We start from the raw sequence: 17,801 nt of genomic DNA, 5'->3' as shown, positions 1-17,801 counted from the left end.
CCCCGACGCAGGCCACTCTCTGCAATGGGCTCGACCGTGGGCACGCTATTGCGACTGGTGCTCCAACACCCCGCCCGGGCAGCACGGCTGCCGGTCGACCTGATCCCGACTGAGAATGCAGAAGGCCAGGCGTTGATCGGGATCATCGATGCGATGAGCACTGGAGATCTGGCCACGAACGCCGGACTCGGCGCCTTGGTCGAACAATTTCGTGAAACCCCTCACGGCGACACCCTGGCGCGCGTAGCCGGGGAACTGGTGGACGCGGAATTTGACGAAGCAGTCGTCGAGCTATTGTTCGAGGACAGCGTGCGCAAGCTTCACGCAGACGCAATTGGACGCGAAATTGCTGCTTTGACCGCGAAAGAACGCGAAACCGGCCTCGCACCGATCGAACGACACCGGCTTGCAGAGCTGCTAATTGAAAAAATGAACCTCGTCAACCTCGGCAAAGTTCAAGACGTTTAGTATAATTGCAGGTTACCCAATTCATCTTTCGCCTGATTCAAGGAGTGCCATGGCTCGCGAAAAAACCAAGGATTCGCGCAAGGACAGTCCCAAGGGACGAGCCTCCAAAGCCAAAGACAAGGCCGTGCTGATCGCCGAAGGGCCGCAGGTTGCGCCCCTCGACGCAGAGGTGCGCAGGACGCGCCTGAAGACGCTGATCACCCTCGGCAAGGAACGCGGCTACCTTACCTACGCGGAAATCAGCGACCACCTGCCCGACGACGTCGCCGACGCCGAGCAGATCGAAGGCATCATCGCGACCTTCAACAACATGGGCATCCGGGTGTTCGACGCGGCCCCGGCCGCCGAAGACCTGCTGATGTCGGACGCTGTGCCGAACACCGTCGACGAGGACGTTGCGGAAGAGGAAGCCGAGCAGGCATTGTCGTCCGTTGACTCCGAATTCGGCCGTACGACCGACCCGGTGCGGATGTACATGCGCGAGATGGGTACTGTCGAACTGCTCACACGCGAAGGCGAAATCGAGATCGCCAAACGCATCGAAGACGGCCTGCGCCACATGGTCCAGGCGATTTCCGCGTGCCCAACCACGATCACCGAGATGCTCCAGATCACCGACAAGGTGGCGCGCGATGAAATGCGCATCGACGAGCTGATCGACGGCCTGATCGACCCGAACGCCGCCGCGGTCGAAGAGGAAGCCGCTTTGGCGGCAGCCGATGAAGACGCCGATGCCGAAGAAGAGGAAGGTGCGGACGAAGTCGGCGACGACGACGACGAGAGCGCAGAAGAGAAAGAAGCGGCGGCCAACGCTGCCACGCTGCTGCAGCTGAAGAACGAGGCTCTTGCCCGCTTCGCCGTCATTCGCGAGCTGAACGACAAGAAGATGGAAGCGCTGGCGAAGAAGGGCTCGCAAGACAAAGCCTACCTCGACCTGCAGCAACTGATTTCTGACGAACTGCTGAACATCCGCTTCACGGCGAAGTCCATCGAGCGCCTGTGCGACTCCGTGCGCCACATGGTCGAGCAGGTGCGCGGCCACGAACGCCAGATCCTGCAGCTGTGCGTCGACCGCGCCGGCATGCCGCGCCAGCACTTCATCAAGGTTTTTCCGGGCAAGGAAGTCGACCTCGACTGGCTGAAGGACGAAATCGGCCTCGGCAAGAACTACGCCGAAGGCCTGATGCGCGTGCACCCCGCGGTGCTCGAAGAGCAACAGAAACTCATCGACCTGCAGACCCGCATCGGCATTCCGCTCAAGGAACTCAAGGACATCAACCGCCAGATGTCCACCGGCGAAGCCAAGATGCGCCGCGCCAAGCGCGAGATGACCGAGGCGAACCTGCGTCTGGTGATCTCGATCGCGAAGAAGTACACCAACCGCGGCCTGCAGTTCCTCGACCTGATCCAGGAAGGCAACATCGGCCTGATGAAGGCGGTGGACAAGTTCGAATACCGCCGCGGTTACAAGTTCTCGACCTACGCCACCTGGTGGATCCGGCAGGCCATCACCCGCTCGATCGCCGACCAGGCACGCACCATCCGCATCCCGGTGCACATGATCGAGACGATCAACAAGATGAACCGCATCAGCCGGCAGATCCTGCAGGAAACCGGCCAGGAACCCGATCCGGCAACGCTCGCCGAGAAGATGGAGATGCCCGAGGAGAAGATCCGCAAGATCATGAAGATCTCCAAGGAGCCGATCTCCATGGAAACCCCGATCGGCGACGACGACGACTCGCATCTGGGCGACTTCATCGAGGATCAGGCAACCCTGGCACCGGCCGACGCAGCGATGTACTCGAGCCTGCGCGACGCCACCGGCGAAGTGCTCGATTCGCTGACCGCCCGCGAAGCGAAGGTGCTGCGCATGCGCTTCGGCATCGAAATGAATACCGACCATACGCTGGAAGAGGTTGGCAAACAGTTCGACGTCACGCGCGAGCGCATCCGCCAGATCGAAGCCAAGGCCCTGCGCAAGCTGCGCCATCCGAGCCGCTCGGAGCGCCTGCGCAGCTTCCTCGACAGCGACGCCTGACCGCCAACTCGCGCCCGTCGCTCCGACGGGCGCCCGTTTTCCGGGCCCATAGCTCAGTTGGTTAGAGCAGGCGACTCATAATCGCTTGGTCACAGGTTCAAGTCCTGTTGGGCCCACCATCATTAAGCAAAAGGCCACCTCTCGGGGTGGCCTTTTGCTTAATGAATTATTATGCAGTCTGTGCGATCCCACTCCTGCTGATATAGTGCGGTCATTACGTGACGAAGGTGCCTCGCCTCACTATCCAGGCTGCACGTCGCATCGATGGTCAAAGCTCGACACCAGCAGTTCAGCAATCACCGCACTTCCGCCAGGGATGAGTGTGCTGGTAGCCATGCCGGCCAAGCCATCGACGCACGAACCGAACGCGATGCGCCCCCATCCCAATATTGAGCTTGCGCCGAATCGCCAGCGAATCCGGTGGTCATCCCGATGCTCATGTCACTCAAGGACACGATCACAGCGTTACTTGATCGTGTAGCGGAACTCGCCACGTTTATCGGCGGTGATCCTGATCGAGTGGATCGCCTCGCCCTCAGCCATTCGCGAGAGTGCCGTTTCGGCGATCTGCGGCAACAGCGTTCCGTTGAGAATATGGTCCACGTTGCGGGCACCCGAGTCCGTCTCCGTGCAGCGTTGAAGAACCGCATCCACCGCGACTTCATCCCACAGAAATACCGCCTTGTGGTTGGCGGCGATGCGCTCACCGATGCGGCGCAGCTTGAGCCGGATGATTTCGGCGAGCACCTCGTCCGAAATCGGGTAATACGGCACGACCTTCATGCGCCCGAGGAACGCCGGTTTGAAGGTCTGGTACAGCACCGCTCGCAGGGCCTCTGCGAGCGCGTCAGCCGACGGCAGTTGATCCGCCGGCTTATTGAGACAGGCCTGCATGATCTGACCCGAACCGACATTGCTCGTGAGGATGATGAGGGTATTGCGAAAGTCGATTTCACGCCCCTCCGAATCATCCAGCACGCCCTTGTCGAACACCTGAAAGAACAGTTCGAGTACGTCCGGGTGAGCCTTCTCCACCTCGTCGAGCAACACGACGCTGTATGGATTTCGGCGCACCGCCTCCGTCAGTACCCCCCCTTCCCCATACCCGACATAGCCCGGAGGAGAGCCCTTGAGCCCGGAGACGGAATGCGCCTCCTGATATTCGCTCATGTTGATGGTGACCAGCTTGCGATCGCCGCCGTACAGGATGTCTGCCAGCGCCAGGGCCGTCTCGGTCTTGCCGACGCCAGAGGGGCCGACGAAAAGAAAGACGCCCTTGGGTTTGTCCGGATCCTCGAGACTGGCGCGAGCGGTGCGCACCCGCTGTGCGATCGCCTCAAGGGCGTGCGGCTGTCCGATCACGCGCTCCTGTAACAGAGGCTTGAGATTGAGGACGGTCCGGATTTCGTCCTTGACCATTTTTCCCAGCGGAATCCCTGTCCACGCCGCGACAATCTCGGCGACGACGTTGCCGTCGACCTGCAGCGGAACCATGGGGGTCTCGCCCTGGAGGGCCGCCAACGCAGCGAGCAGCGCCTCGAGCTCCGGGTTGCCGCTCGCTGCGGCGGGTTTCTGCCTCTTCCGCGCAGCTTTTTCGACCGCCGGCACCGCGGCGGAGCCCGCAGCGCGGGCACCCTCAAGCGTGCCACGCAGTTCGAGTACCTGTGCGACGAGTATCCTTTCTTGCTCGTAGCGTCGGCGATGTGCGGCCAGATCGGTGTCGACCACCGCGATCCACTCTGTCAGTTCAGCCAACCGACATCCGTGCCCTTGGCCACTGGCTTGATCGCGCGTCAGTGCGTCCGCCTCGGCGTGCAGGCGGGCGAGCCGTTTCTCTGCGTCGTAGATCAAGGCCGGCGTCGCGCTCTGGGCCAGTGCAACCTTTGCGCATGCGGTATCCAGGACACTGACGGCCTTGTCGGGCAGCTGCCGCCCGGTGATGTAGCGGTGCGACAAACGCACGGCTTCAGTCACCGCATCATCAAGAACGCGCACGCCAAAATGCGCTTCCATCAACGGGACGATGCCTCGCAGCATCGCCGCCGCGATCGGTTCCGAAGGCTCCTCGACCTTCACTACGTGAAAGCGACGTGCCAGCGCAGCATCTTTCTCGAAATACTTCTTGTACTCCGCCCACGTCGTCGCGGCGATGGTGCGCAACTCACCCCTGGCGAGCGCCGGCTTGAGCAGGTTCGCCGCATCATTCTGCCCGGACTGCCCGCCAGCCCCGATCATTGTATGGGCCTCGTCGATGAACAGGATGATCGGCGTAGCGCTGCCGCGTACTTCGTCAATCACATTCTTTAGCCGATTCTCGAATTCACCCTTGACGCTGGCTCCTGCCTGCAGCAAGCCCAGGTCCAGGATGTGCAGTTCCACCCCCTGCAGCGGCGGAGGCACATCACCGGCGGCGAGGCGCAGCGCGAGCCCTTCGACTACCGCGGTCTTGCCAACGCCCGCTTCGCCGGTCAGGATCGGATTGTTCTGGCGGCGCCGCATGAGAATGTCGATCATTTGGCGAATCTCGACCTCCCGCCCGATCACCGGATCAAGTTTCGCGTCGCGCGCCCGCTGCGTCAGATTGGTAGTGAACTGGTCAAGTGCCCGATGGGTCGCAGGGCCACGACCCGCGGCAGCAGCGACAAACGCAGTAACGTCGCCGTCCGCATGGGTTCCGGCCCCTGCCATTCCCAGAATTTCACGTGCCTCATCCGAGCCTTCCGTCAGCACCTCGAACTTGTGCTTCAGCTCGTCCACCCGTATTTCCGAGAACAGTGGCGACCCGCGATATGCCAGCTGTGCCAGATCCGGTTCGGTCAGTAATGCAAGCAGCAAGTGTCCCGAGCGAATCCGCGGCGATCGGGCGTCGAGCGACGCAATCAGCCAGGCCTGCTCGAATAGCTTGGGCAGGTGCGGAGAAAACACCGGAGTTCGCGTATTGCCAGTTCGAAAGTGGCAGACTTCATCGTTAAGGTCGCGCTCCAGCCCGGTCGGGCTAACGCCGCACCGTCTGGCGATCGTCATGAAATCCGACCCTGACTGCTCGCACAAGGCCAGGAACAGGTGTTCCAGATCCACCTCGTAGTTACCGCGTGCCATGCATAGGCTGGCGGCGCGCTCGGCGGCACTGCGGCAGTTCGAGTTCAATTTGCTGATCACGGTCTTGAGAGATGTGCCCATGGGATACCGGAAGTACTAATTGATTGGATGAAGTTCAAAAACAGCGTCACTACGGTCGACGTCGGAGCAGCGCGTGCTCAGAAAGGCGTCACGCCCGAGTCGTGCCGGCGCACCGGAGACCAGTGCAGCCGGGCGGACTTCCGACGCACGGAGAATCGGGCGGATCTCGTATTCAAACTGGAAACCCGTCGCCAGGGTCATTAGCTTCTCGAGTGCTGCCGCCAACTCGCCACCCGGGAGAAACTCGCCATACCGCGAGCACGCGAGCGGACCAATATGCAAGCGCACACGCAGGTTGCGCTGCCAGACACGCTCGCCAACCAAAGCGGTCTTGCCGAGTGCGGCATTGCGCCCCCCCAGCGCCGACCGTTGCTCGGCGGGAAGCAGGTACCACTTCCCGACAAACTGCTCGACTCTCACGGGAACCCGGAAGTAGCGCGAGAGGATGCGCTGCAGGGCGAGTGCGGATAGAGGCCGTTGAGCAAGGAGAGACGAAAAATGCGCGATCGCTTCGTCGTCGATGGCGCCCGGTGCCTCGTTCAGACGATTACGCAATGAGGGGAACCCAAGACCGCCGAGAGCCATGACAAGCGGCACGAAATGATTCTTGCGATCGCTCTCGTACTGGAGCGGCAAGCGGTATTTCTTCCACGCCTGATAAAACTGGGCCACCGAACGATTTGAAAAGATATCGACAAACGCCCGTGCGGCCCGATCCCTGTGATAACGCTCACGCTCCGCGATCCGTTCGGTGTAATGGGTCGGCAGCGCCCCATGCAGCCCCAGCATACCCATGAAATAGGGTGTGATTTCGACCCTACGCAGCGCCGTCGACGACCGCCCGTCAGCGTCTTGTGCGTAGATCGGATGCAAGGCCTCGATCTGCGCGGGGGCAAATCCCAGATTCAAGGTATTGCGAAAGCGGATACGGCCCGACAACGGATCTTCGGCCCGCAGCCCCTCTTCCGCATTCGTGCGGAATACGCGATCGAGCACTCGCACGGCCTGAAAGAACTCAAACCGATGCGGAGTTTCAATGAGCTGGTCGATCAGCCCAGGATCGAATCGCCAGTTCGAGGCTCGCATCGCACCAATTCCTCACCGGATCTTCCGGAAATCAGCACCAACTGGACAAAACTGTTCAGATGGACATAAAGACCGAGAAAGCGGTCGATGACACGAGCAAAGACATCAAGCCCGGCGCCGACGAAATTTTCTTCATCAATGGTCAAGCGCACCTCGAGACCGCGGACAAAACTCGCAAATGGACTGCCAGCCATCCAGCAAGTTTTCTCGCTCTGTTCGATGGCCTGGATCCCGTCGATCTGCCGTCTGGACACCGCATCGCGCGGCAGGTCGTAAAGATTTAGCATCTCTTTGAATGCTTTCAGACCGCTCCCGGTGATCGAGAGGTGGTTCAGCGACAGATGCGAAATTAGGCGCCATTGCCCGCCGCGATCATCCGCGAATCGATATGGCGCGGTCGGCTTCCGCAGCATGCGGATGACGCGTGCGACCGACCCGCCTTCAGCGAACAGGTCGCCGCCCTCCAACCCGACCGACAAGCGGGAAGGCAGATCGCGGTTTGTGCATGACAACATCACGCTCAGGACATCCAGCTTGGGTTGTACCGGGTCGAAATCGGCGTCGACAATGGAGAGTTCGGTTTCGTAACCGGGGCTTCGCTCTGCAACCGCGGCGTTGCGCTCCGCATGCCAGTAGTAGCCGCAACGATCGGGGGTTTCGCCGTGATGAAGGGAAAAGAACGGGTGGAACTCCGTAATGGACTCGCCCTGCGCGTTTTGCCTCACCCGCCGCACCGAATCGATGGAGTAGACCTCGTAGGCAAACGCCTTGCGACCATCCGCGACAACCGGGTACGACGTCGCCCGATCGGTCAAGCGGATGGGATCGCCGCGGCGCGAAAAAAGGTTTACAACGGGAACACAATCCAATTTCAATGAGTTCTTCGACAGGGCTAGCAGGAGCCGCGCGGCGTCACCGTCGGCACGTAGATCCTTCAGCGCCAGATGCATGGTCAACACACCCGCCCGGATCGAACCGCGAGGTAAACGATCAAGGCGAAGATCAAAGAAATTGTATTTTTCCGGGAAGGCGAAGTATTCGGTCAGGTGTCGATAGGCGTCGTGGGCATTGTCAGGAAAATCGATCAGTGCTTCATCAGCCGCGAAGCCCACCGCGCCGATCGGGGACGCATCGAGGGGGCTCCATTGTCCGTCCTCGCGCTCGAAGTAGGCGTTAGCCACACGAAGAAACAAGGCATCACGCAGTGCGGCAGCCACCGAAGGCTCGGCGTCGATATAAAAGCGCAAGCGCTCGGCGCCCGCTCGCGCCCATACGTCCTCACTCGATGACTTGCACAGTCGCAAAGTTAGCAGTGCCGCGCCCCCAGGCGGCAACCGGACCGCAGCGGGTGCCCGTGCAATGGGTTCGAAGCTAAACGCGTCGATACGCACGGGCATCAGGTCGACCGCCCACGCCGTACGAAATCTGCACGCCACCCCGTTTACCGGACGCGACTGAAGCTCGACGCCACGCTCGATCCTCAACGGAGCGGACAACTGCATATCCGCACCACCCATGTCGAAATGGGCAATCGAGCATGACGGAAAGGGCCGCAGGTAATGCGGATAAAGAACGTTGAGCAGTGCTTCCGTGAACTGCGGGTACGAGTCCTCGAGCTTTTTCGATACCCGCGCGCTCAACAGCGCGAACGACTCGATCATCCGTTCTACGTGCGGGTCATCACAGCCATCACCCGTCATCAGCAAGCGAGCGGCGATCTTCGGGTAGCGCTCGGCAAATTCACGTGAATGACCGCGCAGAAACGCGAGCTCCCGCTCGTAATAGGGCAGCAGATCTTCCATTTCAAATCGTACCGCGTCTCAGGTTCTGCCTATTTACGGAATACTGGAGCGTAGTGGGCTGTAACAGCGCATCGAAGTTGACCGGCTCCTGCGCTGGACGTACCACCAGTATTGCCTTTATCGAGAAATACAGCGCATTAACCGAGCGGCGATCGAGCTCGAGGCTGACTTCGACGTCTTTTAGCCGCGGTTCATGACGGAAAATCGCCAGTTCGATCGATCGGCAAATCGACGCGCGGTGATTCAGATTGCTGAGACTCATCCCCGCGAAATCCCGCAGACCATAGGTTGCAGGCGATTTCATCGATTCCGGATACCTGTCGGCCAAGGTTTCATCGATGGTCGTCCGCGCGTTGAGCAATGCTTCAAGATCGCGGGCAACGGAGTCCTTCAATTCATCCACCGACAGACTCCTGCGCACAGGTTCCATCGGAGAGTCATCAAACAACTTTTCGAAAAGTGTAAGCTCGAAACCTTTCACATGAATCCGAAACGTGTCGGTAGCGCAGGCCATCGCTGCGCCCCTTTATCGCCGCCTTATCAGGTCAGGCTCGGCGTATTTTTGGCCAGGTTCCACGCCCCCTGAATATTGACCTTGCCCGACTTGTTGCCGTCGATATTCAGCTCGTCGTAAGTCCACTTGACCGCCGAGTACTTCAGCGCGAATGTTTCCATCGGGATACCTTCGCTGGAAACGGACGGAGATACCGACGAAATCAGAACATTCTTGAGCTCGATTTTCAGGTATTGATGGCGGTTCTGCGTACCACTGGGGTTTCCGGTCGTATTCTTGCCGCCAAACGCACGGTAGAAAGAAATGAACACGTCATTGATGATAAGTCCGGAAGAGCAGGCCTGATAGAGCTTAGGGCTGGAACCGTCGATGTCCTTGGTGAACACCATCTCGCCATGTTCACAGCGTTCGGCGGTGTGTCCACCGGAACTCGAAGCCGTAGCCGATTTCGGCTGCCGTATGCTGTGCGACCAGGTGTACACTTCGACCTGGTCCTTGTGCTTGGTATCGCGGGAATCGCCCTTGATGTCGCTTCCCTTGAATTCGACGTAAATGTCCTTCATTGATGACTACTCCTTGCGATATTGGGTGGATCACGCCTTGCCGGTTTGGGGCAGTTCAGCAACCAGCCGCAGCGAAACGGACAATTCGTCGAGCTGGAAGTGCGGACGGATGAATGACACGGCGCGATACACACCGGGACGCCCGGGCACCTCGCTGATTTCAATCGACGCTTCACGCAGCGGGAACTGCGCCTTGGTTTCCTGCGACGCCGTATCGTCCGCGGTGACGTATTGATCGACCCACCGCTGCAGATACATCTCGACGTTCGATGCGCTGGCGAAACTGCCGATCTTGTCTCGCATCATCGCTTTCATGTAGTGCGCAATCCGGCAAACCGCAAAGATGTACTGCAGTTGTGCAGACAGCGATGCGTTGGCGTTGGCCGCATCGGAATCGTATTTCCTGGCCTTCTGCGTCGATTGGGCGCCGAAGAACGCCGCGTAATCGGTGTTCTTGCAATGCACCAGCGGCATGAAACCCAGGTCACTGAGCTCCTTCTCACGTCGGTCCGTAATCGAAATCTCGGTCGGACACTTCAGCGCGACCTCGCCATCGTCGGTGCGGAAGGTGTGCGTCGGCAGATCCTCGACCAGGCCACCGCCCTCAACGCCGCGAATTGCCGCACACCAACCGTAGCTTTCGAAGGCGCTGGTCAGCCGGGCGCCGAATGCAAAGGCAGCGTTGCACCAGAGGTACCTGGAGTGATCGGTCCCGTCTACTTCCTCGACGAAATTGAAGCCCTCGGTAGTTATTCCGTCGACCGGGTTATACGGTAGACGACCGAGAAAACGCGGCAGGGCGAGGCCAACGTAGCGGGCATCTTCAGACTCTCGATAGGACTTCCATTTGGCGTACTCGACGGTGTCAAAGACTTTTGACAGATCACGCGGCTTGCCAAGCTCCGTGTAGGACTCAAGGCCAAACAGTTCGGGCGACGCCGCCGTGATGAATGGGGCGTGTGCGGCCGCCGCCACATGCGACATCTGCTCGACGAAATACATGTCTTCGGGCTGACGTGTCAGTTCGAACTGCCCGATCAAGGCGCCAAACGGCGCCCCACCGAAGGTTCCAAACTCCTCTTCATACACTTTCTTGAACAACGCACTCTGGTCGAAGTCGATCGCGGTCTTGAAATCCTTGACCAGATCCTTCTTCGTCGCATTCAGCAGCTTTATCTTCAGCTGGGTGCTCGTTGACGTGTGCTTGCACAGATAATGCAGGCCGGTCCATGCGCTTTCGAGCGACTGGAACGCTGTCGCGTGCATGACTGCGCTGAGCTGAGCGGAAATCAAGCGATCGAGTTCCGCTACACGTGCGTCCAGCGATGCCGAGAGATTTTCGGACACCACCACTTCGCCTTCCAGAACCTGGCTGGCAAATTCGCTGATGATGTCACGTGCGTGCTGCCTTTCGGACTCGGACCGAGCGACACGGCTCTCCTCGATGATCTGATCGAGCAGCAGTGCCTCCGCATGAACCGGCGCAGCCGCCATGGGACGTGATTGCGTCATGCTCATGGCGCGTCCCCCGCGTCATCGGCAAGCCTGTTCGCGCCGATGCACCGCAGCTTCTCCGTGTTCTGCAGGATGTCGCCAAGGAGGTCTTCAAGCTTTTCGTTACCCGCCAGCTTGTTGCGCAAATCAGCGAGCTTCGACCTGGCTTCCATCAGCCTGCGCAGCGGCTCCACCTGCTCGACGATCGATTCCGGGCGAAAATCCTCCAGTTTGCGAAAAGTCAGATCGACCGCAATTTCGCCCCCTTCCCCCGACAGGCAATTCTTCACACGATACGTGGCACGCGGGGCGAGCCCGCCCATGATGTCATCGAAGTTGTCCATGTCCACGCCGACAAACCTGCGGTCGCGCAGCTTCCCCTGTGCGACTTCGCTTTGGGCGGCGAAATCGCCGAGCACCCCGACGACGAAAGGCAATTCCTTCTGCTCGATGGCGTCGCCTTTCTCGACGTCATAAGTCAGCTGCACACGCGGCGGCCGAACCTTTTGCAGACGCTTCTGAACACTTTCCTTCTTCGACACGACTCACTCCTGGACAGAATCTTTCAAGCCTCGACGAGGCCGGACACGGGCCGCCGGCTTATTTCAGACCGCTGAACGGATCGCCCTTGGAGACCGGCGCCGCGGCCTGCGGAGTCGCTGCAGCGGCCGGCGCGGACTTGCGTACGCGTTTACGCGGCTTCTGTTTGCGATTCATTTCACGCTCTTCTTCCAGGCGGCGGGCCTCAAGCTCCTGCGGCGTCGGCGGAGGGATCAGGACAGACTCCCCCAAAGACTCACGAAGGACTTTTGCAAGGACAACCGCATCTCCGCGCGCCGATCCGGTCATCTCCGCGTCATTGCGAAGATCCGAAAGCGCCTCGGTTGCCACCCTCAGTCCGCTCACGGCACGAACGCTCTTCGCGACACGGTCGGCGGGATCCCGCTGAAGAACTTCGCCGGCAGCAACAATCGCTTCACCGTACTTGCCGCCGTCGAAATGAATCTTGGCCAGGCGCACCCAAGGGTCCTTCGAGGCGGGATTGAGATCCGCAGCTTTTTCGAGTAGCCCGACGGCTTCGTCCCGCTTGCTCTCGGACAGCAACTGATCGACCTGAACGGTCGTCGTCTGCAAGTACTGCGAGTAATCCTCCTGCGACATCTTCTGCGGCACCGACGCGCAGCCGCTCATCAACGTCAGTAATAGCGCACCACACCCCGCCACAAGACTCCTGCGTGCCATTCTTTTAAATCCCATATGGTTATTCGAAACAACTTGAACAGATTGCATCAAAAGGGTCGCCATAGTACATTGGCAGACCTCACCCAGCAACAATTTGGCATATTCTTTTTGCATTTTATGAAAATGCCGTTAGGGCATAGGCACCGCTCAACACCGATGACCTTAAGAAACAACACGCTTCTTCCGTTTAGCCTTTCCGGGTGTGTGCTGCTGTCCGCTGCATGCATCACAGGTTGCTCGACCGCCTCGGCGGTGCAAATTGCAGGCGCGGCCGTTGGTGCGGCACTGGAGACCGCAGGGCTGAAGAAAGCCGACACAAAATCGGATCCGGATGCGCCACGCCCCCTCAATTTGACGCTGGCGGCGGGACCGCTAACCAACGCAGGCACAACTGGCTCCCCCCTTGCGCTGGTGGTGCGCATTTATCAGTTGCGCAGCGAAACCGCGTTTTCCGGTTTGTCATACGCACAGGCGAGCGATGAAGAAGCGGAGAGAGAGGCTCTGCAGAACGATCTGGTCGCCGTACGCGAGGTAACCGTGATTCCAGGGAAAACCTATCGCTTCGACGAAATGATTCCTGCCCGAGTCAAGGTCATTGGTATCGCTGCGCAGTTCCGCCGACCAGCAGCAAACCGCTGGAAACTGGCGTTCAACCGGGAGACATCGGAAAAATCAGGGATTTCCGTCGGCTTCCACCCTTGCGCCATCACTTCGGGAACCGGCGAATTGACGAATCCAGCATCAACCGCGAATTCACGCTCGTTATCGGGCGTGCGCTGCAACTGACCTTCGAGACGACACCCTCCTGTGAAGCCAAACAAAGTTCTATGGGGCGAAGGTTTGTTTCTTCGTCCACAGCATTTCCAGCAGCAGGACGCACACCATGAAGCGAGCATTCGCCGCGCCATGCTCGCCGCAGAACCCTTCGCGTGGGGCGTACGGCATATCGAAATCGATCTGGATGCGCTGCGCAACGGCACGCTGCACATAAACCGCATGGACGTCGTGCTGCCAGATGGCGAAATCTACGTCGCCCCGGGCGAAGATATGCTTCCACCGCCCGTTTCCCTCGACCAGTTCGATCATGAGGACAGTGCGGTCGAGTTGCATCTGGCGGTGCACCACTTGCACGAACATGGCAACAACTGTGACACCGCCGATGCTGAGCACACGAGAAGCCGCTTTGTCATCGATAACCGGCAAATTCCCGATCTGTTCACGGATGCGGCGCAAGCGGAGATTCCGGTACTGCGCAAGCAGGCACGCCTGATCGCAAGCAGTCAATCGCTCAACCAGTACCTGACGCTCCCGCTGGTACGGTTTCGGAAAACTGCGACCAACGGGTATGAAATCGACTCGACATTCATGCCGCCCACGCTGCGCGTTGATGGCTCGGGAGCGTTGCGCCTGCAACTGCGCCGCTTGCTCGACACGCTGCAGGCGAAAGTCAACGCACTGTATGGCTTTCACCGGGAACCGTCGAAGAATGTGATCGAGTTCCGCTCCGGCGATATCGCCTCGTTCTGGCTGCTTCATACCGCCAGCAGCGCATTCGCGGCGCTCGCACATATCCATCACAACCCTTCGCTGCATCCGGAGCGGCTGTATCAGGAACTGCTGCGACTTGCCGGGGGCCTGATGACCTTTTCGAAGTCGCATACGCTTGCTGACCTGCCCCCCTACGAACATGCAAAGCCGGCGTCGTGCTTCCAGAAGATCGAGTTCGTGTTGCGCAACCTGCTTGAAACGGTCATCTCGACTCGATATTTCGCGATCACGCTGAGCGAGTCGAAACCTTCCTTTCAACTCGGCAGACTTGAATCGGAAAAGATCACCCCGGATACACGATTCTTCCTTGCGGTCTCGGCCGCCCTGCCGCTGTCCGAAGTCGTCGAGTCCGTACCGGTACGCTTCAAGGTGGGTGCGCCCGATGACGTCGAAAAGCTGGTGCTCTCTGCGATGAGTGGCGTCAGGCTTTCCCACTGCGCACAGGTCCCCCCGGCCATTCCGGTGCGGCCAGGGGCCTGCTATTTCAGCCTTGATTCACATGGGCCGCTGTACGAGCGAATGCTCAAGTCACGGAGCATCACGATCTATACACCGTCCGGTTACCCTGAAATGAAACTTGAACTGATTGCGGTCACATCATGAACGCCAACCCGTCAATTTTCGGAAGCACCGCGCCGTTCAGCGAGTCATCGGTCGCAACGGCGACGAAGACCACACTCGCCGACCTGCTGTACGACGGGTTCTACCTGGTATTCCTGCTGAAGAACGCAAAAACCCCGACAAGCGCCCAAGCATTTTCCGAACGCATTATCGACTTCCTGGCCGAGTTTGAGCGGAATGCAAAAAAGCATGGATTTTCTCCGGAAGACACGTTTGACGCGAAGTACGCATTCTGCGCAACGGTGGACGAAGCGATCCTGTCGTCGCAGCTTTCGGTGCGCGATGATTGGGAACGCCGTCCCCTACAGCTGACCTTGTTCGGGGATCAGCTCGCCGGCGAATATTTCTTCGATAAGCTGGATACCGCGCGCAACCATGGTAACCGCCGGATACAAGCGCTCGAAGTGTTCCAAATGTGCCTACTGCTTGGCTTCCGGGGGAAATACATGCTGGAGGGCCCCGAGCGGCTGACCTACCTGACAGCACAACTCGGCGAACAGATCGCTCACATCAAAGGCCGCAAAGCATCGTTCGCACCGCACTGGGCAAGGCCCGACAGCGTTTCGCATGAACTCCGACGCGGCCTGCCTCTCTGGGTCGGCACATCGGTACTCGCCCTGTGCGGTCTCGCGGCATTCGCAGGCATCCGAGCATATTCAACACAGCAGACACGCGTGAACCTCGAGCCCTACAGCAACATCATCATGCTTGCCCCCAAGGTTCCCCACATCACGATCACACTGCCGTGACACCGCAATGAACCGCCTGGACTTCGCAGCACTGCTGTCCCAGCATGCCCGGCTGCTCGAGATCACTACCGCGCTTCCGGAGGCAGCATTGCTCGTCGAGCGCATGTACGGCCGCGAGGCGGTCAACGAACCCTTCCGTTTCGAACTCGACTGTATATCCACCAGTGCCCACTTCGAGCTAAAGCCCCTGGTCGGTGAAGAGCTCAGCGTGCAGCTGCTGCAGTCCGATGGACGCCTCAGGAGCTGGCACGGCTACTGCACCCAGGCCGCCGAACTTGGCAGCGACGGGGGGCTTGCGCGCTATCGCCTCACCCTTCAACCGTGGCTCACCTTTCTCGCGCACCGCCACGACAGTCACGTATTCCAGGAGGTCGACCTTCGAAGTCTGTGCGATGCGCTGTTCGCCGAGCATCACCCACAAGCGCACTGGCGATTCGATGTCAGCCAGCCGCTGCGAATGCGCAGCCTTTGCATCCAGCACCGGGAGACCAATCAGGAATTCCTGTGCCGCCTGCTTGCTGAGGAAGGACTCTCCTTCCGTTTCGAACATGACCAGTCCGCCTGCGCGGGCGATGAGGCTCGCCATGCCCGTCACACCCTGGTGATTTTCGATCGCAACGCCGAAGTACCGCAGTGCGCGCAGGCCGTAATCCGTTTTCACCGCGCGGACGCCCCCGAAGTCGACGACACGATCCAGACCCTTGCCGAGTCACGTCAGGTAGGCCGCAACGTCGTCAGCCACAGTGCCTGGGACTACAAGAAACTCACCAGCACCGGAGCGCAGGCGCAGAGCAGCATCGATAACGGCGAGTTACCGCCACTCGAACACTACGACGGCAGCGGTGCATACCGTTTTGAAGACGCGAGCGCGGCAACGCGGCACACCGACCTCGTGCTTGCCGGCCATGAAGCGCGCTATCGTCAGCTTTCAGGCCATGGCAGCGTACGCCGACTCGCCGAAGGAACCCGTTTCACGCTCAGCGGACATTCCCTGTTCAGCGGTGACCACGCCGATTTTTCCGTGCTTGCAGTCGAACACCGAGCCGCCAACAACCTCGGCAGCGCTGCTGCGCAATTGCTGGACTCGCCCGAGATCGAGAACGGTAGCTACCGCAACCACTTCACGTTGCAGCCGGCCAGTCATGCTTTCGTCCCGGCCCCGCGCGGCCGACGGGTGGCAACGCCAGAGACCGCGCTGGTCGTCGGCGAGGCCAATGCACCGCTGACATCGGATCGCGACCACCGCATCAAGATCCAGTTTCCCTGGCAACGCGGGCAAAACCCCAATGTCGCAGGCCTCACCGGCACCGGTCCGGCCAATACGCCGGGGAACGCACCGGGCGACGAGCGCAGCGGCACCTGGGTGCGGGTCGCCGAATGGTTGGCCGGGCCGAACTGGGGCAGTCACTTCCTGCCGCGTATCGGCACCGAGGTGATGGTGGACTTCATCGACGGCGACATCGATCGCCCGCTCGTGGTGAGCCAGCTCCACAACGGCGAAGACCTCCCGCCATTCAGCGCCGGCGTCGATGCCACGGCCAACCATCCGGGCGTGATGTCCGGCTGGATGAGCCACAATCACGGGCGCGATGACACGGGCTTCAACCAGTGGCTCACCGACGACGCCCCCGGCCAGCTTCGCACCCGGCTCGCAAGCAGCTACGCTGAGTCGCAGCTTTCGCTCGGCCACCTGATCCAGCACGCGCCGCAAAGCGCCACGCGCGGCGCGTGGCGCGGTGCCGGGCTGGAACTGCGCAGCGACGGATGGATGGTCGTCCGCGCCGGTGACGGCATCCTGATTTCAAGCACGCCCCGACCCAACGCCAGCTCCACGCAGCTGGATATGGCCGAAGCGCTCAGTCAGCTGCGTAACGCGGCGCGCACCGCACGAACGCTGTCCGATGCCGCCGTTGCGCAGTCGGCCCGGCCACTCGCTGCGAACGCGCAGCAGAGCACCTTCATCGACGCGATCGATCCGGCGCAAAAGGGCCGTTTCGACGGCACGATCGGCGGCCAGGAAGCCCGAAAAGCGCGCCCCGGCAGCCGCGACCTCGGCGACCCGACCGAACGGTTCTCCCAGGGGGTCATTGTCACCGAAGGGCCCGACGACATCGGCCTGGCCTCCCCGGCGAGTACCCTGCTTTTCGCCGGCCGGCACCTTCACGCGACCGTGCAGCAGGACTGGCATGCGGCTGCGGCACACACCTTCAGCGCCACCGTCGGCGAAGGCGCGAGCTGGTTCAGCCATTCGGGCGGCATCAAGAGCATCGCCGCTGCCGGCAGTCAGACGATTCAGGCGCACACCGACGCGATGGAAATCCTCGCCGACCAGTCGGTGACGGTGACCAGCTCGAACGACGAGATCCACATCCTCGCCAAGGACCGCATCGTGCTCCAGGCCGGGCAAAGCGCGGTCACCCTTGAAGGCGGCGACATCAGCTTCGCCTGCCCCGGGACCTTTTCGGTCAAGGGGGCGGGGAATGCGTTCGAGGG

At 60.4% G+C, this 17,801-nt stretch carries 13 protein-coding genes, 1 tRNA gene and 1 pseudogene; 7 read left to right on the top strand and 8 right to left on the bottom strand.

The features are described 5' to 3' along the window. The 3 genes and pseudogenes from GPA25_RS22640 to GPA25_RS22630 form a co-directional block, all read left to right on the top strand. Positions 1 to 468, top strand: a pseudogene (locus tag GPA25_RS22640) (DNA primase); the annotation flags it as partial. A 49-nt stretch (positions 469 to 517) separates the two neighbouring features. Continuing rightward, positions 518 to 2,509 (top strand): RNA polymerase sigma factor RpoD, encoded by a 1,992-nt coding sequence (gene rpoD, locus GPA25_RS22635; protein ID WP_169262665.1) that lies wholly within the window; start codon positions 518 to 520, stop codon positions 2,507 to 2,509. A 42-nt stretch (positions 2,510 to 2,551) separates the two neighbouring features. Next, a tRNA-Ile gene (locus GPA25_RS22630) sits at positions 2,552 to 2,628 on the top strand. A gap of 346 nt (positions 2,629 to 2,974) precedes the next feature. Here GPA25_RS22630 and tssH read toward each other — a convergent pair. From tssH to GPA25_RS22590, 8 genes are read right to left on the bottom strand one after another with little or no spacing between them, the layout of a single operon-like run. Then, complete coding sequence (tssH, locus tag GPA25_RS22625) at positions 2,975 to 5,689, bottom strand: type VI secretion system ATPase TssH (RefSeq protein WP_169262664.1); 2,715 nt, start codon at positions 5,687 to 5,689, stop codon at positions 2,975 to 2,977. A 15-nt stretch (positions 5,690 to 5,704) separates the two neighbouring features. After that, positions 5,705 to 6,775, bottom strand: coding sequence for a type VI secretion system baseplate subunit TssG (gene tssG / locus GPA25_RS22620; protein WP_169262663.1), 1,071 nt, complete (start codon positions 6,773 to 6,775; stop codon positions 5,705 to 5,707). Then, the gene (tssF, locus tag GPA25_RS22615) at positions 6,739 to 8,577 is read right to left on the bottom strand and encodes a type VI secretion system baseplate subunit TssF (protein ID WP_169262662.1); all 1,839 of its coding nucleotides are present in this window, start codon (positions 8,575 to 8,577) and stop codon (positions 6,739 to 6,741) included. Before tssF ends, tssG begins: the two co-directional genes overlap by 37 nt. 1 nt (position 8,578) lies before the next feature. Further along, the gene (tssE, locus tag GPA25_RS22610) at positions 8,579 to 9,091 is read right to left on the bottom strand and encodes a type VI secretion system baseplate subunit TssE (protein WP_211163311.1); all 513 of its coding nucleotides are present in this window, start codon (positions 9,089 to 9,091) and stop codon (positions 8,579 to 8,581) included. Between the two features lie 26 nt (positions 9,092 to 9,117). Beyond that, a complete protein-coding gene (locus tag GPA25_RS22605) occupies positions 9,118 to 9,654 on the bottom strand; it encodes an Hcp family type VI secretion system effector (protein WP_169262661.1) in 537 nt (178 codons plus the stop codon). A gap of 30 nt (positions 9,655 to 9,684) precedes the next feature. Then, positions 9,685 to 11,172 (bottom strand): type VI secretion system contractile sheath large subunit, encoded by a 1,488-nt coding sequence (gene tssC / locus GPA25_RS22600; RefSeq protein WP_246266079.1) that lies wholly within the window; start codon positions 11,170 to 11,172, stop codon positions 9,685 to 9,687. Further along, complete coding sequence (gene tssB, locus GPA25_RS22595; RefSeq protein ID WP_169262660.1) at positions 11,169 to 11,690, bottom strand: type VI secretion system contractile sheath small subunit; 522 nt, start codon at positions 11,688 to 11,690, stop codon at positions 11,169 to 11,171. Before tssB ends, tssC begins: the two co-directional genes overlap by 4 nt. A 58-nt stretch (positions 11,691 to 11,748) precedes the next feature. Then, positions 11,749 to 12,438, bottom strand: a complete 690-nt coding sequence (locus GPA25_RS22590; RefSeq protein WP_246266068.1) for a tetratricopeptide repeat protein — start codon at positions 12,436 to 12,438, stop codon at positions 11,749 to 11,751. On the opposite strand from GPA25_RS22590, the gene tssJ reads away from it, so the two are divergent. The 4 genes from tssJ to GPA25_RS22570 all read left to right on the top strand — a co-directional run. Continuing rightward, on the top strand, positions 12,424 to 13,176 hold the full coding sequence (gene tssJ, locus GPA25_RS22585; protein WP_169262659.1) for a type VI secretion system lipoprotein TssJ: 753 nt from the start codon (positions 12,424 to 12,426) through the stop codon (positions 13,174 to 13,176). The genes GPA25_RS22590 and tssJ overlap by 15 nt on opposite strands. A gap of 21 nt (positions 13,177 to 13,197) precedes the next feature. Further along, on the top strand, positions 13,198 to 14,541 hold the full coding sequence (gene tssK / locus GPA25_RS22580; protein WP_169262658.1) for a type VI secretion system baseplate subunit TssK: 1,344 nt from the start codon (positions 13,198 to 13,200) through the stop codon (positions 14,539 to 14,541). Next, entirely contained in the window at positions 14,538 to 15,308 is a 771-nt protein-coding gene (icmH, locus tag GPA25_RS22575) for a type IVB secretion system protein IcmH/DotU (RefSeq protein ID WP_169262657.1), read from the top strand. The genes tssK and icmH overlap by 4 nt, the downstream gene beginning before the upstream one ends. A gap of 7 nt (positions 15,309 to 15,315) precedes the next feature. After that, on the top strand, positions 15,316 to 17,801 hold a 2,486-nt coding region (locus GPA25_RS22570), incomplete at its 3' end, for a type VI secretion system Vgr family protein (protein ID WP_169262656.1).

It is taken from the genome of Aromatoleum diolicum (genome assembly GCF_012910955.1).
Taxonomy (GTDB): domain Bacteria; phylum Pseudomonadota; class Gammaproteobacteria; order Burkholderiales; family Rhodocyclaceae; genus Aromatoleum; species Aromatoleum diolicum.
This window is presented reverse-complemented; position numbering and strand designations above follow the sequence as displayed.